This is a genomic window from Microvirga medicaginis, from assembly GCF_052658925.1.
This window is the reverse complement of sequence record NZ_JBQWEL010000003.1, coordinates 353,526-373,058: the sequence shown is the minus strand read 5'-3', so window position 1 is coordinate 373,058 and position 19,533 is coordinate 353,526. Positions and strand designations below refer to the sequence as shown.

Below are 19,533 nucleotides of genomic sequence, written 5' to 3'. Positions count from 1 at the left end.
GGGCAGTCGAATTTGCGTTAGCCGCGAAGGGCCCTTACGCGCCGAAAGTCATGCGCGAAGGGACTAGCTCAAGGGAATTTCGATGATTGCTGCTCAAGCGTACGAGACGGCGCATGACAAGGAACGCTTCCAGCTTCTTGTCGACGCCGTCACGGATTATGCCATCTACATGCTTGATCCCAGCGGCATCATCGCCAGCTGGAATTCGGGAGCCCAGCGCTTCAAAGGCTATATCGAAAGCGAAATCCTCGGGGAGCATTTCTCCCGCTTCTATACGGAGGAGGACCGCGCCACCGGCCTGCCGCAGCGGGCGCTCGAAACCGCATTGCGCGAAGGTAAGTTCGAGACCGAGGGCTGGCGCGTGCGCAAGGACGGCACTCGGTTCTGGGCCCACGTGGTCATCGACCCGATCCGGGACGCCAAGGGCAATCTGCTCGGCTTTGCCAAGATCACTCGCGATCTCACCGAACGCCGCAAGGCGGAGGAAGCGCTCCGCGAAAGCGAGCAGCGCTTCAGGCTCCTAGTGCAGAGCGTCGTCGATTATGCCATCTACATGCTCGATCCGGAGGGCTATGTTACGAACTGGAACCCCGGAGCGCAGCGTATCAAGGGCTACACCGAGGACGAGATCCGCGGACAACATTTCTCCCGCTTCTATACGGAGGAGGACCGCGCCACCAGTCTGCCGCAGCGGGCGCTCGAAACCGCACGGCGCGAAGGCAAGTTCGAAGCGGAAGGGTGGCGCGTGCGCAAGGACGGCACGCGGTTCTGGGCCAGTGTCGTCATCGATCCGATCTACAACGACAGCGGTAGGCTGATCGGCTTCGCCAAGATCACGCGCGACATCACCGAGCGCCGCAACGCCCAGGAGGCCCTGGCGCAGGCTCAAGCCGCCCTCTTCCAGTCGCAGAAGATGGAAACCGTCGGCCAGCTGACGGGCGGAATCGCGCATGACTTCAACAACCTGCTGACGATCATCGTCAACAATCTGGACCTGCTGACCCGCAGTGTGACCGGCGCCCGCGAGACCCGCCTCATCGAGAGCGCGCAACACGCCGCCGCACGAGGCGCGCAGCTGACCCAGCAGCTGCTCGCCTTCTCGCGCCGTCAGCCATTGCAGCCGGCGCTGCACGATCCCATCAGGCTCATCGAAGATTTCGGGACTGTGCTGCGCCGCGCCTGCGGAGAGACTGTAAACTTGCAGCTCTCCCTGCCCTCACGGTTGAGCACAATCAATGTGGATGGCGCGCAGTTCGAGGCCGCGCTTCTCAATCTTGTGGTGAATGCGCGTGATGCCATGCCGGATGGCGGTGATCTCACGATTGCCATCGGCGAAACCAATCTGACCGAGGATCGTGCTGCGACCTGGAAAATTCCCGCAGGTCCCTATGTGGTCGTCACGGTTAAGGATACGGGCATGGGTATGACAGCGGATGTTGCCTCACGGGTCTTCGAGCCGTTCTTCACCACGAAGGAGGTCGGCAAGGGCACAGGTCTGGGCCTGAGTCAGGTCTATGGCTTCATCACCCAGTCGGGCGGCCATATCGAGGTGGACAGCACGCCGGGCGCAGGAACGACAATCACCATGCTGTTGCCTGCTCACGGCGAGGGGCAAGAAGCAGGCGACGAAGATCGATCCGATACCCTGCGCCCTGCCCGTGACAGCGCCGGAACCGTGCTGATCGTCGAGGACGAGCCTGCCGTTCTGGAGGTGGCGACGGAGATCTTCGACAGCTTGGGTTACGACGTGCTCACAGCGGAGGATGCTCCCAGCGCCATTGATGTGCTGGGAACCGATACCCGCATCGACGTGCTGTTCAGCGACGTGGTGATGCCCAATGGAATGAACGGCTTCGAACTCTCCCGCAAGGCCCGCGACATGCGGCCCGGCATCAAGATTCTGCTCGCCTCTGGCTATCCCATGTCGGCGCTGCCGGCGGGAGGATTCGATGACGGGATCACTTTCATCAGCAAGCCCTATCGCTGGACGGAGCTGGCGGACAAGCTGCGCTCGCTGCGCACCGGCACCTGAGCATCGATCCATCGCCGTGATGGGCTGGATTGGGATTTTTGATTGGTCCCGCCCGCATTTTCGTGTCTAGCATTCCTGTCGCACCAGGATGGGAATGCCATGTATCAGCCGCCGCATTTTCGTGAAGACCGCCTCGAGGTCCAGCACGCGCTCATGAGAGCGCATCCGCTTGGGCTGCTCGTGACCCATGGCAGCACCGGCCTCATCGCCAATCCCATTCCCTTCGTGCTGGATGCGGCGGCCTCGCTCCATGGCACCCTGCGGGCCCATCTCTCCCGCGCCAATCCGCAATGGCGCGACTTCGACCCCGACCAGGAGGCGCTTGTGGTCTTCCAGGGCACGGAAGCCTACATCACGCCGTCCTGGTATGAGGCAAAGCGCGAGCACGGCAAGGTCGTGCCGACTTGGAACTATGCCATCGTGCAGGCTTACGGGCGTATGCGGGTGATGGACGATTCCGACTGGCTCCTGAAACAGATCACGGCCATGACCTCGACTCAGGAATCGACACGAGCAGAGCCCTGGGCCGTGAGCGATGCACCCGCCGATTTCCTGGCCGCGCAGATGAAGGGCATCGTGGGCGTGGAGATCGAGATCACGCGGATCGAAGGCAAGTGGAAGGTGAGCCAAAATCGCAGCGAGGCCGACCGCAAAGGTGTTGTCACGGGGCTGCGCACCCAGGGTGATGAGGATGCCCGCCGCATGGCAGAACTGGTCGACCGCCGAGGCGCGTGATGCGGATCATATCATGCGATTTCCGGTCTCGTGAGGCATGGGCTGCTTTGCGCCATGAACTGTGGCCGGATACGACCCTCAGCGAACATCTCCAAGAGACGGAAGCCCTGCTCAAGGAGCCGGATCAAGCCGTCGCCTTTCTCACCTATGATGCGGACGGCGCTGCGATAGCCTTCGCCGAGGCGGCGCTGCGCCACGATTATGTGAATGGCTGCACCACGTCTCCGGTCGCATTCCTGGAAGGGATTTACGTTCGTCCGGCATACCGGAAGCAGGGCATTGCCCGTCTCCTTTGCACGGTCGTGGAGGACTGGGCAAGAGACCTCGGCTGCCAAGAGCTTGCCTCCGACGTGGAGATTCACAACGTGACCTCCCAAAGCATGCATATCGCCGTCGGCTTCGAGGAGACCGAGCGGGTCGTCTGTTACCGAAAGCCCCTCTCCTCCCGCTGACGATTTCAGATTGCGGAGATCTTTCCGTTTTCGCTTAAGGCCGCTACACCTCATGCCATGACCGACGGACTGATCCTTCACCCTGACAATAAGCACCGCTGCTGGTGGCCCGGCACGGACCCGTTCTATGTCGCCTACCACGACAACGAATGGGGCGTGCCCGAATTCGATGACCGGGCGCTCTTCGAGAAGCTCATCCTCGACGGCTTTCAGGCAGGCCTGTCCTGGATCACGATCCTGCGCAAGCGCGAGAATTTTCGGACGGCTTTCGCGGGGTTCGAGCCCGAGAAGATCGTCCGCTTCGATCAGGCAAAGGTCGAAGCGCTGATGCTCGATCAGGGCATCGTGCGCAACCGCGCGAAGATCGAGGCGACGATTGCGGGCGCACGCGCATGGCTCAGCCTTCAGGAGCGCGGCGGCTTCTCGAACTTCCTCTGGAATTTCATCGACGGACGGCCGATCCAGAACAACCTGCAAAGCCGAAGAGACGTGCAGGCTGAAACGGATGTGTCGAAGCGGATCTCGAAGGCGCTGCGTGCGGAAGGCTTCAACTTCGTCGGCCCCACCATTGTCTATGCCTTCATGCAGGCGGTGGGCATGGTGAACGATCACCTCGTCGGCTGCTACCGCCATACGGAATGCGCCGCCATGGCTGAGAAGCGCTAGATGGCGAAGGAACCTCGCGTCTGGCAGCGGATGCTTTCGGGCCGCCGCCTCAATCTGCTCGATCCCTCGCCGCTCGATGTGGAGCTCGACGACATCGCGCATGGCCTTGCGCGTGTGGCGCGCTGGAACGGGCAGACCATCGGCGGCCACATCTTTTCGGTGGCGCAGCATTCTCTCCTCGTCGAGGCCATTGCCGATCATCACGACCCCGAAATGCTGCGCGTCACGCGCCTTGCTGTATTGCTGCACGATGCGCCGGAATACGTGATCGGCGACATCATCTCGCCCTTCAAGGCCGTGATCGGGGATGCGTACAAGACAATCGAAGCAGGATTGCTCGGCGCGATCCACCTCCATTTCGGATTGCCTGCGGCGCCGAGCGCTGCAGTGAAGCGCTTCATCAAGCAGGCGGACCGGCAGGCGGCCTTTCTCGAAGCGACCCATCTCGCTGGCTTTGGCCGCGAGGAAGCGATCAAGTTTTTCGGTCGCCCTGAACCGCTGCCCCGCAGCGTTCACACACTCCTTGAGCCGTGGCCCGTCGCCAAAGCCGAGGAGCGCTATCGGGATCGCGTTCTTGCCGCCATGGCATGAGCAGGGAAAGCCTCATGCCGACGCTCCACGTCTGCCCCCTCTCCCGCCTGCATGACAGGATTGCTGCGGTCCGCCCGAGCCACGTCGTGAGCCTCATGGGCGTGGGTGCGACCGTAGAGCGGCCTCATTCCATCGCGCCGGGCCGACACCTCTTCATCGGAGTGAGCGACATCGTGGAGCCGCTGGAGGGGCATGTGCTGGCAGGACCCGAGCACATGGAGAAGCTCATTGCCTTCATCCGGACCTGGGACCGGACAAGCCCCCTGCTCTTTCATTGCTGGGCCGGAATCAGTCGCTCGACGGCGGCGGCCTATATCGCCGCCTGCGCCCTCGCACCGGAGCGGGACGAAAACGAACTCGCCCTCACCTTAAGGGAAGCCGCTCCCTCAGCCACGCCGAACGCACGCTTCGTCGCGCTCGCCGACGACCTCCTCGGGCGAAAAGGCCGCATGGTTGAGGCCATCCGCTCCATCGGCCGGGGAGCGGAGGCTATGGAGGGCACGCCCTTCATGTTACAGCTTAACGGGGGCTAGCACGATTCCACCTGTGCGAGGGCTGCCCCGATGCTGCATTCGAGGGCCTCTTCGTGGACGACGTGCTGTTCGGTTTTGCCATCCTCCTGGCCGTTCTCCTCGGAATCGGCACCCCCGTCGCCGCACTGCTGGGCCTGATCTTCGCCGTGCGAGCCCGTCGGGACCTTCACCGCATCCAGCTTCGTCTCGACCGGCTGGAGACGGACATGCGCACGGCTCCGAGACCGAGCGATCTGGCGGTGGAGCAGGCACCCACGCCCGCTCCGGAGCCTGTCCCGGCCCAACCGGCCGAGGCAGCCATGCCAGAGCCCGAAGCACCCAAGCCGACTTCCGTTCCGCCGATTCCCGCGGCTGCGACCCAGCCCGTTCCACCCCGCCAAGGCTTCGAGGAAAAGCTCGGCTCCCGTTGGGCCGTGTGGGTGGGTGGCGTAGCGCTGGCACTCGGCGGCATCTTCCTCGTCCGCTATTCCATCGAGCAGAACCTGCTCACCCCGCAGACCCGCATCGCCCTGGGCCTCCTCTTCGCGCTCGCCCTCATCGGCGCAGGCGAATGGATGCGCCGTCGCGCAAGCCGCTTCGGCCTGCTCGGCATCCCCAGCGCCAACGTGCCGAGCATCCTGACCGCCGCCGGCACCTGCACGGCCTTCGCCTCGGCCTACGCCGCTTACGCCCTCTACGGCCTGATCGGACCCGGCACGACCTTTGTGCTCCTTGGGCTGATCGCGGTTCTCGCTATGGTGGCTTCGACGCTCCACGGCCCGACACTGGCGGCTCTCGGCCTTCTTGGCGCCATGGGCAGCCCGCTTCTCGTCTCGTCGGACAGGCCGCAGCCCTGGGCGCTCGTGATCTATCTTGCCTTCGTGGTGCTGCCCGCCTATGGCGTCGCGCGGCTGCGGTTCTGGCGCTGGCTTGCCCTGGCAGGCTCGGCGGGTGTGCTGCTCTGGACCGCGCCGATCTTCTTCATCGGTGGATCGAATGTGCTGCCGGCCATGGTGCATCTGGTGCTCCAGGCAGGCCTAGCCGTCTTATTCCTCGCCATCGATCCCTACCGCCACGTTCCCGATGCCGAGGCGCGGATCGACAAGGCCGCGAGCGCTGTGTTCTTGGCCTTCGCCTTCGCCGGGATCGTCGTGACGAGTTCGATTTATACAGGTGACGGACGACCTTTCTTCGTGACCGCTATGGCGCTCGTTCTGCTGGCAGCAGGCTTTCGCATCGCTCCGGTCTCGACAGCCACGACCAGTGCCGCGTTGCTGGCGGCGGGAGCCCTGCTCATCTGGCCGCTCGCCACCGAGATCGGCGGCGAGCCTGAAAACCTGTTCTACCAGAGCGGCGATATTTTCGCGCTTCGTCCCTATGCCCTCAATACTTATCTCATCCTGGCGGCCTTGCTGCCGACCGCGATCGCCGGTGCGTCCCTGCTGCGGCTGGCGCGCTCTCAGGGCCTGCGTCTGTCGGTCGCCGCCTGGTATGCGGTGGCGGCGAGCGTGGGGCCACTGCTCGCCCTGGTCGCTGCTTATTGGCGCGTCACCGCATTCGAGCGCAGCCTCTCCTTCGCTCTCATTGCGGGCGTTCTGGCGCTCGCCTTCGTGCTGGCCTCGCAATGGCTCATGCGCAGCGGGAGAGCGGGAGAGGATTCCGCCATTCGCCTTGGCCTCGGTGCGGCCGCTTCGGCTGCGCTCGGAGCCGTGGCGCTGGGCCTGACCTTCGTCCTCGAAAAGGGCATGCTGACGGTGGCCTTCGCGCTGACGGCTCTCGGGACGGCCTGGGTCGCAAACCGCATCGCCATCCCGGCTCTGCGCTATGCAGTGGGCGCCATCGGCCTCGTCGTGCTGGGTCGCCTGATCTGGGATCCCACGATCGTGGGCGGAGATCCGGGGCCGGTCGTCGTCAACTGGCTGCTCTGGGGCTATGGCGTGCCCGCCGTGGCGTTCTGGCTGGCGAGCCGCCTGCTGGAGCGGACCGGACGCGACCGCATCGTCCAGTTCACAGAAAGTCTGAGCATCGTCTTCGCGGCCTTCCTGGTTTTCTTTGAGATCCGGCACGCCCTGCACGCGGGCGACCCGTTGGCGGCCGATTTCAGTCTCCTGGAGGCCGGTTTGATTGCGACGGAAAGTCTCGCTTTCGCGATCCTGCTGACTCGCATGGACATCAGGAGGGCCGACCCGGTCTACCGATGGGGCTCCCTGATCTTCAAAATTGCCTCCTTCGGCCTGTCCGCCGTCGGGCTGCTCGTGATCGAAAACCCGCTTCTGACCAACGACGAGATCACGGGCGGCGTCCTCTTCAACAGCCTGATCCCGGCCTATCTCCTGCCCTCGATCCTGGCAGGCGGGCTGGCCTCTGTGGAACGGAATGCCCGCCCACGCTACTACGTCATCGCCTCCGCCATCTTAAGCCTCCTTCTGCAATGGGCTTATGTGGCCCTAGAAATCCGGCGGGTCTTCCAAGGCCCGAACCTGGGCTTTTTCTGGCGCGGTTTCACCCAGGGCGAGCAGTGGAGCTACTCGGTCGCCCTCCTCGTCATCGGCATCGCCCTGCTGGGCTTTGGGATCGTCCGCGACAACCGCTTTGCGCGCATGGCTTCGGCAGTTTATCTTGTGCTGGCCGTTCTGAAGGTGTTCATCATCGACCTGTCTAACCTGGAAGGCGTGATGCGGGCCCTGTCATTTATTGGCCTCGGGCTTGTTCTCATCGGCATCGGTCTCGTTTATCAGAGATTCCTCGTCCGCCGGCCGGGCAATGCCGCAATCTCATGAGAGAGGCGGCCCAACAACGATTTTTTTGACGGATAGCTGCATGACCGACACCACTTCCATCAAGACCCTCCCCTTCGAGAAGGCCCTGGCCGAGCTGGAGGAAATCGTGCGGCGTCTCGAGCGTGGCGATGTGCCCCTCGAGGATTCGATTGCCATCTACGAGCGCGGAGAGGCCCTGAAGAAGCATTGCGAGCAGCTGCTGAAGAAGGCCGAGGCCCGGATCGAGAAGATCACCATCGGCCCGGATGGGGCAGCCTCCGGTACGGCCCCGCTGGACGTGGCGGAATAGGGCGAAGGTTCAATGGCAAAAGGTCAGGCTCCGGTTTGACCCTGCCCTCTGCAATCCCTATGTCCCAAGATCGGCCTTTGGCGAACCCCAGGCGAGAGCAACCTTGTCCACACCTCTCCTCGACACCATCAAGACCCCGGAAGATCTCCGCCAGCTCCCCGAGAACCAGCTGAAGCAGGTGGCGGACGAGCTGCGCACGGAGACGATCAGCGCCGTGTCCGTCACCGGCGGACACCTGGGCGCGGGCCTTGGCGTGGTCGAGCTGACCGTGGCACTCCACTACGTGTTCGACACGCCCCGCGACAGGCTGATCTGGGACGTGGGGCATCAGGCCTATCCGCATAAGATTCTCACCGGCCGCCGCAACCGTATCCGCACGTTGCGCCAGGCGGGGGGCCTGTCGGGCTTCACCAAGCGCTCGGAGAGCGAATACGACCCCTTCGGCGCGGCCCATTCCTCCACCTCGATCTCGGCTGGCCTCGGCATGGCCGTGGCGCGGGATCTCGAGGGCAAGCAGAACAATGTGATCGCCGTGATCGGCGACGGCGCCATGTCGGCGGGCATGGCCTACGAGGCTATGAACAATGCGGGCGCCATGCATTCGCGCCTGATCGTGATCCTCAACGACAACGACATGTCGATTGCGCCGCCCACCGGCGCCATGTCGTCCTATCTCGCCCGCCTCGTCTCCGGCGGCACCTATCGCGGCATCCGCGAGACGGCGAAGCAGCTGGCGAAGAGACTGCCGAAGTTCTTTTACGACAAGGCCGCCAAGGCCGAGGAATTCGCCCGCGGTTTCTGGACGGGTGGGACGATGTTCGAGGAGCTCGGCTTCTATTATGTCGGCCCCATCGACGGGCACAATCTCGACCATCTGCTGCCGATCCTGAAGAACGTGCGTGACTCGGAGACCGGTCCGATCCTCGTTCACGTGGTGACGCAGAAGGGCAAGGGCTACGCGCCGGCTGAAGCCGCCGCCGACAAGTATCATGGCGTCGTCACCTTCGACGTGGTGACGGGTGCGCAGGCAAAGCCCAAGGCCAATGCACCCTCCTACACCAAGGTGTTCGGCGAAAGCCTGATCAAGGAAGCCTGCAAGGACGACAAGATCGTCGCCATCACGGCGGCGATGCCGACCGGCACGGGTGTCGATCTCTTCGGCAAGGAATTTCCCACCCGCACCTTCGATGTGGGCATCGCCGAGCAGCATGCGGTGACGTTTGCCGCCGGTATGGCGACGGAAGGCTACAAGCCGTTCTGCGCGATCTATTCCACCTTCCTGCAGCGTGCCTACGATCAGGTCGTGCACGATGTGGCGATCCAGAACCTGCCGGTGCGCTTCGCACTGGACCGCGCGGGCCTCGTCGGCGCGGATGGGCCGACGCATGCAGGCTCCTTCGATGTCGCCTATCTCGGCTGCATCCCGAACATGGTGATCATGGCAGCAAGCGATGAGGCGGAACTGGTGCACATGGTCGCCACCGCTGCCGCTTACGATAACGGCCCCATCGCCTTCCGCTATCCGCGCGGCGAGGGCGTCGGCGTCGATATGCCGGAGCACGGCGTTCCGCTGGCGATCGGCAAGGGCCGTATCGTGAAGGAAGGCAGCCGCATCGCCATTCTCTCGCTCGGCACGCGCCTTGCGGAGGCGCTGAAGGCTGCGGAAGAGCTCGATGCCCGCGGCCTCTCCACCACCGTGGCCGATGCCCGTTTCGCCAAGCCTCTGGATGAAGAGATGATCCTGAAGCTCGCGCGCGAGCATGAGGTTCTCATCACGGTGGAGGAAGGCTCCATCGGCGGCTTCGGCTCCTTTGTGATGCAGCTTCTCGCCGAGAAGGGCGCGCTCGATCGCGGCACCCTGAAAGTGCGCTCCATGGTGCTGCCCGACACTTATCAGGATCACGACAAGCCTGAGCGCATGTATGCCAAGGCGGGCCTCGATGCGGCCGGCATCGTGACCAAGGTGTTCGAGGCTCTTGGTCAGGAAGAGACCCGCAAGGCGCGGGCTTAACGACGCATTATTCTTTCATCATCGTCATGGCCGGGCCTGTCCCGGCCATCCACGTCTTTGAGCCGCCGCGCCAGAGAAGGAGTGGATACCCGGCACAAGGCCGGGCATGACGGTGAATCAAATCGTCAGCGTTCCCGCCTTCGCGGCGACGTAGCGTTCCTCGATCCTGTTCCAGTCGAGCACGTTCCACCAAGCTTTCAAGTAATCAGGACGGCGGTTCTGGTACTTGAGGTAATAGGCGTGCTCCCACACGTCGTTTCCCATGAGGACCCGCTGCCCGTCCATGAGCGGGGTATCCTGGTTGGGCTTCGTCACGATGGCGAGCTTTCCGTCGCGGCTCACCGTCACGAAGACCCAGCCGGAGCCGAACTGCTTTTCTCCGGCGGTGTTGAAATCGGCCTGGAACTTCTGGAAACCGCCAAGGTCCCGATCAATGGCGCTCTTCAGCTCACCGGATGGCTCGCCGCCCGATCCGCCCATGATCTGCCAGAACATCGTATGATTGGCATGGCCGCCGCCATTGTTGCGGATGGCGGTTCTGACGGTTTCCGGCACGTCGCCGAGCTTCGCCAGCATTTCATGAAGCGGCATCTTGGCCAGATCACCATTCTGGCTCAAAGCGGCGTTGAGATTGTTGACGTAGGCTGCATGGTGCTTTCCATGGTGCAGTTCCATGGTCTGAGTGTCGATATGAGGCTCGTTCTTGGAAGGGGCATATGGCAAGGGATCGAGCTTGAAGGGGCCGGAAGACGCTTGCGCAAAGGCCCGAGGAATGGCAGCGCTGGCAGCAAGCAATGTTGCACCGGTCAGGAGATGGCGACGGCCGAGCATGGGAACTCCGTGGGTCTGGTGGACGGCTGAACGGATACGCCCACTCGCAAGAGCTGGTTCCGGGACCTGAGAGGATTTGAATTCACATGACCTTGAGGCTTCCATGATCCGCAAACGTGCCGACGTGCTGCTCGTCGAGCGCGGCTTTTTCACGAGCCGCGCCCGGGCGCAGGAAGCCATTGCAGCTGGTCTCGTCACCGCGAACGGTGCTGTCGTGCGCAAAGCCTCCGACACGGTGCCGGATGACGCCGTCATCACCGCCGTGCAGCCGCATCCTTATGTCTCGCGCGGCGGCGTGAAGCTCGCGGCGGCCCTCGACTTCTTCAACATCGACCCTCGAGGTTGCGTCTGCCTCGACATTGGTGCCTCCACCGGCGGCTTTACCGAAGTGCTGCTGATGCGCGATGCAAAGCATGTCTATGCCGTGGATGTAGGCCATGGGCAGCTTCACCCCAAGGTAGCGAACGATCCGCGCGTGACCAATCTCGAAGGCACGGATGCACGCTCGCTGAATACCGATCTCATCCCCGAGCCGGCGGATCTTCTCGTGTCCGATGTGAGCTTCATCTCGTTGAAGCTCGTCTTGCCAACCGCTGTCGCCCTGCTGAAGCCGCATGCGAAGCTCGCCGTTCTGGTGAAGCCGCAATTCGAGGCCGGGCGAGATCACGTGAAGAAGGGCATCGTGCGCGATGAGGCCGTGCATCGCGCCGTGTGCGACGATATCAGCGCCTTCATCGCCTCGCTCGGGTTTACCGTCGATGGCATTGCCCTCTCGCCCATCGAAGGCGGTGACGGCAATCGCGAATTTTTGTTGGGAGCCCATCGTGGCTGAGCAGGTAACGATCAAGCGCCTCGGCGCAAAAGCGGACGGCATTGCGGAGACCTCTTCCGGTCCCGTCTTCGTGCCGAAGGTGCTGCCGGGGGAGACCGTCACCGTCGAACGCGACGGATCACGCGCCGATCTCATCAGCGTCGACATGGCCTCTCCCGAGCGTGAGACGCCGTTCTGTCCCTATTTCGACACGTGCGGCGGCTGCGCGACGCAGCACATGAAGCACGGTTTCTACCAGACCTGGAAGCAGGAGACGCTCGCGCATACCCTGCGGCAGGCCCGCATCGAGTCCCCTATCGAGCCATTGATCGATGCCCATGGTGATGGCCGCCGCCGCGTGACGCTGCATGTGCGCTTTCCCGACCGCGCTATGCATGTGGGCTATATGGCCGCGCGCAGCCACCATATCGTCGAGATCGCCTTCTGCCCCATCGCCGAGCCCGCGCTGAAGGAGCAGGCGCCCGTCATCGCACGCGCCATCGGCGAGCATCTGAAAGCCGCCCGCAAACCGCTCGATATCCAGATCACGAATACGCAGACCGGCTTCGATGTGGATGTGCGCGGGCATGGACCAGTGAAGGACGCGGATCGCCTGAGCCTCATCGGTCTTGCCGAAAAGCTCGACCTCTCACGCCTGTCGATCCACGGCGACGTGATCGTGGAGCGACGCCCGCCCGCGATCCTCATGGGTCACGCTGCCGTCATGCCGCCTGCCGGCTCATTCCTGCAGGCGACGCGTTTGGGCGAGGAGACGCTCGCCCGTTTCGTCACGCAAGCCTGCGAGCGCTCGAAGCGCGTGGCCGATCTCTTTTCAGGCTCCGGTCCCTTCGCTTTGCGCCTTGCGGAGAAGTCGGAGGTTCACGCGGTCGAATACGACCAGGGCTCGATGACGGCCCTCGACAAGGCGTTCCGTGCAACGCCGGGCCTGCGCCGCATCACCACCGAGGCGCGTGATCTCTTCCGCCGCCCGCTTCTCACGCCCGAGCTCAATGCGTTCGACGCTGTCGTGCTCGATCCACCGCGTGCAGGCGCGGAGGCGCAGGCCAAACAATTGGCTGTGTCGAAAGTGCCGCTCGTCGTGAGCGTCTCCTGCGATGCCGCCACCTTCGCGCGCGATGCCGCCATCCTCATGAGCAGCGGCTATCGCCTGGAGCGCGTGATCCCTGTCGATCAGTTCAAGCACTCGCCGCATCTGGAGGTCGTGGGGATCCTGCGCCGCGACGTGGTGAAGAAGCGGCGGTAGTCACCCATCTTCAAAACACGCCTCGTCATCCCCGTCCCCGGACTTGATCCGGGGATCAGTCCCGCGGATCTACGTCTTTTGCCCCCCCTAAAGACGTGGATGGCCGCAACAAGTGCGGCCATGACGAAAGGAGAGATTAAAACAAACTCCCCTGATCATCCTCATCGCTGGATAGCGCTTTCTTCGATTTGCGCTTGGCTTCTTTCACCGGCGCGGCTTCAGGCTGTGACAATGGCTCGACCAAGCCAGGATCGTCGTTCTCGACCTTATTCACGCGGCTCGAGACCGGCACCACTTCGAGCCAATCGTCCGGGCACGGACGCACGAGGCGCATGACGTTCGCGCGTTCGTCGCGTATGTCGAGCCAGGCGGCAATGTCTTCGTCGGAGAGGATCACCGGCATGCGGTCATGCACCGCGGACATGATGCCGTTGGCGTCCGTCGTGACGATGGCCGCGGTATCGATCTCGGCTCCATCGGGAGAGCTGTAGGTTTCCCATAAACCGGCCATCGGCAGGGGCTTGCGGCTGCGCGGGCGAATGAGGAACGGTGTCTTCTCGCGCCCATGGCGCTGCCACTCGTAGAAACCGTCGGCCAGGAAGACGCAGCGCCGGCGCTTCAGCGCAGCCTTGAAGGTGGGCTTCGTTTCAAGCGTCTCGCCGCGCGCGTTGATGACGAGCGGAAAATCCTTCGGGTCCTTCACCCAGGACGGCAGGAAGCCCCAGCGCACCAGCATGAAATGCCGCTCGCCGCGATCTTCAAGCACGATGGGCACCGGCTGGGTGGGAGCCACGTTGTGGCGCGGAGGAAAATTCGGCTGTTCCGAATAGCCATAGAACTCCCGATAGGTTTCGGGAGGCAGCGTGATGGCATAGCGCCCGCACATGATGTTTCCTCCAATATCTTTCCCCGTCATGGCCGGGCTTAATCCGGCCATCCACGTCTTGAATCGCTGTGGGTAAAGACGTGGATCCCCGGCACAAGGCCGGGGATGACGTGGCGTTGTGTACTTACAACCACCGCTTCCAGCGGAAGAAAAGATAGGGCAGCACGGCCGCGAGCACCATGAGGGTGATGGCCCAGGGATATCCCCAATCCCATTCCAGTTCCGGCATGAATTTGAAGTTCATGCCGTAGAGCGATGACACGAGCGTCGGCGGCAGGAAGATCACGGACATCACCGAGAAGATCTTGATGACGTCGTTCTGCTCGATCGTGACGAGGCCAAGCGTGGCATCGAGGAGAAACTGGACCTTGTTGGAGAGAAACGTCGCGTGCTCTTCGATGGATTGGACGTCGCGCAAGGCCGTGCGCCATTCCGCCTGATAGCCTCGCGCCTTCTGCGGCCTTGGCATGCTGGCGGACAAGAACAGGAGCAGCCGCTCCACGGAGACCATGCTCTCGCGCACATTGGAGATCACGTCCCCTTTGCGGCCGATGGACTTCAAGGCGGCGCGGAAGGAGGCGGTCCGGCGTGTTCCCTTCTTCTCGTTCTCGAAGATCGATTGCGACAGACGGTCGATGCGTTGCCCCACAGTGCCGAGAATTTCAGCAGCGCGATCGATGATCGTCTCGATCAAGCCATCCAGCACCGCTTCCGGCTGGTGACGGCAGCCGCCCGGCTTTCCGGCGCGGGTCATGAACATGCTGAAGGAGCGAGGCTCGCCGTAGCGCACGGTCACGAGCGCCCGTTCCGTCAGGATGAAGGAGACGTCGATGAGCTTGGGGTTGTCCGTATCGGAGCTGCAGAGCACGCGCGCCGTCATGTAGCGCGCATTGTTCTCGTGGTAGAGAATTTCCGACGGCTCGATATCCGCCATCTCCTCGCGGGTCGGGATTTCAATATTCAGATGTCTCTCGACGAGGCGGTCTTCCTCGCGGTGCGGATCGATCAGATCGATCCAGAGGGCATCCTCCGGAATCGGCTCTCCCGGAGGCAGAACGAAACGGTCGAGGGATTCCCCGATCGCAGTCGTCACCTGTGCTGGCCTATGGACTACAATCATACCCGCCTCCGTTTCAACGAGGTCTTAAGGTTCACCGCCCGACCCCGTCATCCCCGTCCCCGGACTTGATCCGGGGATTATCCCGGGGATCCACGCCTTAGGAGAGATTAAGGTTTAAAGACGTGGATGCCCGGATCAAGTCCGGGCATGACGCGAAAAGCGTCGTTTCCCGCGTCTCATTGTGATGACAGCGGCGGAATATCATCCGGAACGAAGAAATCCGGCATCAATGGCTTCGTGGGATCGACCCGGTACTTCTCGAAATCGGTCACGCCCTCCTCGCTCAGGAACACGTCGTCGATCAGGAAGCGGCCTGAGAAGCTCTTCGAGGGCTTCTGGAAGATGGCATAGGCCGCGTCCGCCAGAATCTCCGGCGTGCGGCTCGCCTGCACGATCTCGTCGCCGCCGAGCAGGTTCTTCACCGCGCTCGTGGCAATGGTCGTGCGTGGCCAGAGAGCGTTGACGGCAATGCCCTTGGGCCTCAGCTCGCCGGCCAAGCCCAATACACACAGGCTCATGCCGTATTTCGCCAGTGAATAGGCGAGATGCGGCGCAAACCATTTCTCCTTCATGTCGAGGGGCGGCGACAGCATGAGGATATGCGGGTTCTGCGCCTTCTCCAGATGCGGAATCGCGTATTTCGAGACCATGTAGGTGCCTCGCGTGTTGATCTGATGCATCAGATCGAAGCGTTTCATGTCCGTCAGCGGCGTCGGCGTGAGGCTGATGGCGCTGGCATTGTTCACCACGATGTCGAGGCCGCCGAAGGTCTCGACCGCATTTTGAATGGCGCCTTTGACCGCTTCCTCGTCGCGCACATCGACCACAAGCGGCAGAGCGTGACCTCCCGCCTTCTCGATCTCTTCCGCCGCCGTGTAGATCGTGCCGGGGAGCTTGGGGTGCGGCTCGGCAGTCTTCGCTGCGATCACCACGTTCGCGCCGTCCTGCGCTGCGCGCAGACCGATGGCGAGACCGATGCCGCGCGAGGCGCCGGTGATGAAAAGCGTTTTTCCTTTGAGTGTCATGGGATCAGCTCGCCAGCGCCAGGGTTGCATCCTGCAGGAATCCTGCGCCGCTCAAGACCGTGTCTTCTAGACCCTTCGCGCCGACGGCGATGTTCTCGGCGAAGAAGCGGCACAGCGCGATGCGGCCCGCATGGGCAGGATCCTTGTCGCCACCGGCCATCAAGGCATTTGCCGCAAGCGCTGCCTCCGCCAGAGCCGTGCCGCCTTGCGCGAACCCGAAAAGGCGCAGGTAAGGCGTTGCACCCGCCAGCGCCTCGCCCTGCGCATTCGAGGAGATGGCCTTAAGCATGTAGCTCGTTGCGCGATCCAGACTTTCGATAGCATCGCGCAGACGCGAGGCCGTCGCGCCGAAAGCAGGTGTCCCCTCCTTCAAAACGCGCGTAACGACGGCGCGCATGGAGGCGATCTGCGCATGCACCGTCTCGCCACCGGAGAGCGGCAGCTTGCGCGTGACGAGATCGATGGCCTGAATGCCGTTGGTGCCCTCGTAAATCGGCGCGATGCGCGCATCGCGATAATGCTGCGCGGCCCCCGTCTCCTCGATGAATCCCATGCCGCCGTGGACCTGCACGCCAAGCGACGCGACCTCCATGCCGATATCGGTGGAGAAAGCCTTCGCCACCGGCGTGAGCAGAGACGCGCGCTCATGCGCCTTCTTGCGGCTCACTGCATCCTGCTCCAGATGCGCACGATCAATGGCCTCCGCCGTCATGTAGCAGATGGCGCGCGCGGCAGCGGTGAGCGCCTTCATGGTGAGAAGATTGCGCTGAATGTCGGGGTGCACGATGATGGGGCTCATCCCCTCGGCAGCACCGATGGCGCGGCCCTGGCGGCGCTCGTTGGCGTAAGCGAGCGCTTGCTGATAGGCGCGCTCGGCGATGGCGACGCCCTGCAGGCCGACCGCGAGGCGCGCATTGTTCATCATCGTGAACATGCAGTTGAGACCGCGATTCTCCTCACCCACAAGCCAGCCGATGGCACCGCCATTATCACCGAAGATCATGGTGCAGGTGGGCGAGCCATGGATGCCGAGCTTGTGTTCAAGGCTATGGCAACGGACATCGTTGCGCGTGCCATCGGGCAGGAACTTCGGAACAAGGAAGAGCGAAATGCCGCGCGTGCCCGCCGGTGCATCGGGCAAACGCGCCAGCACGAGATGGATGATGTTGTCGGTGAGATCGTGCTCGCCATAGGTGATGAAGATCTTCTGCCCCGTGATCCGATAGGTGCCGTCGCCCATGGGTTCGGCGCGGGAGCGCAGGGCCGCGAGATCGGAGCCCGCCTGCGGCTCAGTGAGATTCATCGTCGCCGTCCATTCTCCGGAGACGAGCTTTTCGAGATAGCGGCTCTTCAGGTCTTCGGAGGCATGCGCAGCAATCGCCTCGATGGCGCCGTGCGTCAGCACCGGGCCGATGCCGAAAGCCATGGAGGCGGAGTTCCACATCTCGATGCAGGCCGAGTTCAACAGCGTCGGCAGGCCCTGTCCCCCATATTCCACAGGGCCGGGAAGCGCGTTCCATCCTGCTTCCGTCCAGGCCTTGTAGACCTCCTTCCAGCCGGGAGCGGTGGTGACGGCACCATCCTTCACCGTAGCGCCGTGCTTGTCGCCCTCGCGATTGAGCGGCGCGATCACGTCATTGGCAAAGCGGCCGGCCTCCTCCAGAATCGTTTGGGCGAGATCAACAGAGAGGTCGCCATAGAGACCATCGGCAACAGCGCGGTCGAACCCAGCCACATGGCGCATGGTAAAGACGATATCCGGCACGGGAGCGCGGTAGCTCATGGCATTTCCTCTCAAGCAATCGGCTTTTGATATTGACGCGTTCCCCCGCGCCATTAAACCCGCCCAAGGTATGATCTCCCCCGAGCAAGGAATAGTTTAGACGTGAACGATCACGGGTCAATGCTACGGACGGCACGTCTGACGGCCGATGAAGCCGGTCTTGCCGAGGCGGCCGCCACCCTGAAGCGCGGCGGCCTCGTGGCCTTCCCGACGGAGACAGTCTATGGCCTGGGGGCGGATGCCACCAACGCGGAGGCGGTGGCCGGCATCTATGCCGCCAAGGAGCGTCCGAGCTTCAACCCGTTGATCTCGCACCTGGAGAGCTTCGAAGCCGCGAAGGTTCAGGGCCTCTTCGACGAGACCGCCGGGAGGCTGGCGGAGGCCTTCTGGCCCGGCCCCCTCACTCTCGTGGTGCCGGTGGCTCCCACCTGTACGGTTTCCGACCTCGCCCGCGCCGGTCTCGACAGCGTGGGTCTGCGGGTGCCGGCCCATCCCCTCGCCCATGCCCTTCTGGCCGCGACCGGCCGCCCCGTGGCCGCTCCTTCGGCCAATCGCTCGGGCCGTGTCAGCCCGACCGATGCAGATCATGTCTTGGGCGATCTCGATGGGCGCATTGATGCGGTGCTCGATGGGGGTGCGTCGGATGTGGGTGTCGAATCCACGATCATCGCGTGTCTCGGTGGCGCTCCGCGCCTGCTGCGCCCCGGCGGCGTGCCGCGCGAGGCGATTGAAGCCCTCATCGGGCAGCGCCTCGACACCGGCTCTGAGGGAGGCAAGAGCCCGCTCGCTCCCGGCATGCTCGCATCCCACTACGCGCCGCGCGCGCAGGTGCGCCTGAACGCGAGGGAGATCCAGCCGGGCGAGGCTGCCTTGCTGTTCGGCTCTGCTCCGCTGCAGGGGAGCGAGCAGGCGCAGGCTTGCCTCAACCTCAGCGAAAACGGCGACCTCAAGGAGGCCGCCGCTCATCTGTTCTCGTATCTGAGGCAGCTCGATGCATCAGGCGCCCAGACCATCGCCGTCTCGCCGATTCCCGAGACAGGCTTGGGTGAGGCCATCAACGACCGTCTTCGGCGGGCCGCAGCGGAGCGGTGAACCGCTCCGCTTGTGAGCGTTTACTTCGCAGCGAGCTTGGCTGCGATCTGGGCGACATGCTTGCCCTGGAAGCGGGCACCGTCGAGATCGATCTCGCTCGGCTGGCGTGAGCCGTCGCCGGCAGCGATGGTCGAGGCGCCGTAGGGCGAGCCGCCGCGGATCTGATCGACGCCCATCTGTCCCTGGAAGGAATAAGGCAGGCCGACAACCACCATGCCGTGATGCAGAAGCACCGGCAGCGTGGTGAGGATCGTGGCTTCCTGGCCGCCGTGCTGGGTGGCGGTCGAGGTGAAGACCGAGCCGACCTTGCCGATGAGCTTTCCTTGAGCCCACAGACCGCCGGTCTGGTCGAGGAAGTTCTTCATCTGGGCCGTCATCGTGCCGTAGCGGGTCGGCGTGCCGATGATGATGGCATCGTATTCCGGCAGCTCCTCGACGGTAGCGATGGAAGCCTTCTGATCGGTCTTGTAATGGGCAGCCTGGGCGATCTCGGCGGGCACGAGTTCCGGCACGCGCTTCACCACTACCTCGGCACCGGCCTCGCGCGCGCCTTCAGCGGCGGCATAAGCCATCTGCTCGATATGCCCCCATGACGAATAATACAGCACAAGCACCTTGGCCATTGAGTTCTCCAATACGAAGGAATGAGAGCA

The 19,533-nt window shown here is 63.3% G+C and carries 18 protein-coding genes; 12 read left to right on the top strand and 6 right to left on the bottom strand.

Annotated elements, in window-relative coordinates; all coding sequences use genetic code 11:
• Positions 1–82: 82 nt before the first annotated feature.
• The 9 genes from ACUXUR_RS06935 (at position 83) to dxs (ending at position 10,068) form a co-directional block, all read left to right on the top strand.
• Positions 83–2,032 carry a hybrid sensor histidine kinase/response regulator gene (locus tag ACUXUR_RS06935; protein ID WP_445501610.1) on the top strand — a complete coding sequence of 650 codons (1,950 nt, stop codon included), beginning with the start codon at positions 83–85 and terminating at the stop codon, positions 2,030–2,032.
• Positions 2,033–2,131: 99 nt separating this feature from the next.
• Positions 2,132–2,767, top strand: coding sequence for an FMN-binding negative transcriptional regulator (locus ACUXUR_RS06930; protein WP_445501609.1), 636 nt, complete (start codon positions 2,132–2,134; stop codon positions 2,765–2,767).
• Positions 2,767–3,219, top strand: coding sequence for an aminoglycoside 6'-N-acetyltransferase (aac(6'), locus tag ACUXUR_RS06925; protein ID WP_445501608.1), 453 nt, complete (start codon positions 2,767–2,769; stop codon positions 3,217–3,219). Before ACUXUR_RS06930 ends, aac(6') begins: the two co-directional genes overlap by 1 nt.
• Positions 3,220–3,276: 57 nt before the next feature.
• The gene (locus ACUXUR_RS06920) at positions 3,277–3,885 is read left to right on the top strand and encodes a DNA-3-methyladenine glycosylase I (RefSeq protein ID WP_445501607.1); all 609 of its coding nucleotides are present in this window, start codon (positions 3,277–3,279) and stop codon (positions 3,883–3,885) included.
• Positions 3,886–4,476, top strand: coding sequence for a YfbR-like 5'-deoxynucleotidase (locus tag ACUXUR_RS06915; protein ID WP_445501606.1), 591 nt, complete (start codon positions 3,886–3,888; stop codon positions 4,474–4,476).
• A 14-nt stretch (positions 4,477–4,490) separates the two neighbouring features.
• Positions 4,491–5,009, top strand: coding sequence for a tyrosine phosphatase family protein (locus tag ACUXUR_RS06910; protein WP_445501605.1), 519 nt, complete (start codon positions 4,491–4,493; stop codon positions 5,007–5,009).
• Between the two features lie 53 nt (positions 5,010–5,062).
• Entirely contained in the window at positions 5,063–7,768 is a 2,706-nt protein-coding gene (locus ACUXUR_RS06905) for a DUF2339 domain-containing protein (RefSeq protein WP_445501604.1), read from the top strand.
• Between the two features lie 40 nt (positions 7,769–7,808).
• Complete coding sequence (locus ACUXUR_RS06900; protein WP_027315191.1) at positions 7,809–8,057, top strand: exodeoxyribonuclease VII small subunit; 249 nt, start codon at positions 7,809–7,811, stop codon at positions 8,055–8,057.
• Between the two features lie 103 nt (positions 8,058–8,160).
• Positions 8,161–10,068 (top strand): 1-deoxy-D-xylulose-5-phosphate synthase, encoded by a 1,908-nt coding sequence (dxs, locus tag ACUXUR_RS06895; protein WP_445501603.1) that lies wholly within the window; start codon positions 8,161–8,163, stop codon positions 10,066–10,068.
• A gap of 117 nt (positions 10,069–10,185) precedes the next feature.
• On the opposite strand, the gene ACUXUR_RS06890 is transcribed toward dxs, so the two are convergent.
• On the bottom strand, positions 10,186–10,899 hold the full coding sequence (locus ACUXUR_RS06890; protein ID WP_445501602.1) for a superoxide dismutase: 714 nt from the start codon (positions 10,897–10,899) through the stop codon (positions 10,186–10,188).
• 103 nt (positions 10,900–11,002) lie between these two features.
• On the opposite strand from ACUXUR_RS06890, the gene ACUXUR_RS06885 reads away from it, so the two are divergent.
• Positions 11,003–11,731, top strand: a complete 729-nt coding sequence (locus ACUXUR_RS06885) for a TlyA family RNA methyltransferase (RefSeq protein ID WP_445501601.1) — start codon at positions 11,003–11,005, stop codon at positions 11,729–11,731.
• Positions 11,724–12,974: a class I SAM-dependent RNA methyltransferase gene (locus tag ACUXUR_RS06880; protein WP_445501600.1), complete on the top strand. Its 1,251-nt coding sequence runs from the start codon at positions 11,724–11,726 to the stop codon at positions 12,972–12,974. The genes ACUXUR_RS06885 and ACUXUR_RS06880 overlap by 8 nt, the downstream gene beginning before the upstream one ends.
• Positions 12,975–13,110: 136 nt before the next feature.
• Here ACUXUR_RS06880 and ACUXUR_RS06875 read toward each other — a convergent pair whose 3' ends face one another.
• From ACUXUR_RS06875 to ACUXUR_RS06860, 4 genes are all read right to left on the bottom strand, one after another.
• Positions 13,111–13,860 carry an SOS response-associated peptidase gene (locus tag ACUXUR_RS06875; protein ID WP_445501665.1) on the bottom strand — a complete coding sequence of 250 codons (750 nt, stop codon included), beginning with the start codon at positions 13,858–13,860 and terminating at the stop codon, positions 13,111–13,113.
• Between the two features lie 124 nt (positions 13,861–13,984).
• Positions 13,985–14,980, bottom strand: coding sequence for a magnesium transporter CorA family protein (locus ACUXUR_RS06870; RefSeq protein WP_445501599.1), 996 nt, complete (start codon positions 14,978–14,980; stop codon positions 13,985–13,987).
• A 176-nt stretch (positions 14,981–15,156) separates the two neighbouring features.
• Entirely contained in the window at positions 15,157–16,005 is an 849-nt protein-coding gene (locus ACUXUR_RS06865) for an SDR family oxidoreductase (protein ID WP_445501598.1), read from the bottom strand.
• 4 nt (positions 16,006–16,009) lie between these two features.
• Positions 16,010–17,788, bottom strand: a complete 1,779-nt coding sequence (locus tag ACUXUR_RS06860; protein WP_445501597.1) for an acyl-CoA dehydrogenase — start codon at positions 17,786–17,788, stop codon at positions 16,010–16,012.
• A 120-nt stretch (positions 17,789–17,908) separates the two neighbouring features.
• Here ACUXUR_RS06860 and ACUXUR_RS06855 point away from each other — a divergent pair, with 120 nt between their 5' ends.
• Positions 17,909–18,880, top strand: coding sequence for an L-threonylcarbamoyladenylate synthase (locus tag ACUXUR_RS06855; RefSeq protein WP_445501596.1), 972 nt, complete (start codon positions 17,909–17,911; stop codon positions 18,878–18,880).
• Positions 18,881–18,900: 20 nt separating this feature from the next.
• On the opposite strand, the gene wrbA is transcribed toward ACUXUR_RS06855, so the two are convergent.
• Positions 18,901–19,503, bottom strand: a complete 603-nt coding sequence (gene wrbA, locus ACUXUR_RS06850) for an NAD(P)H:quinone oxidoreductase (RefSeq protein ID WP_445501595.1) — start codon at positions 19,501–19,503, stop codon at positions 18,901–18,903.
• Positions 19,504–19,533 lie beyond the last annotated feature (30 nt).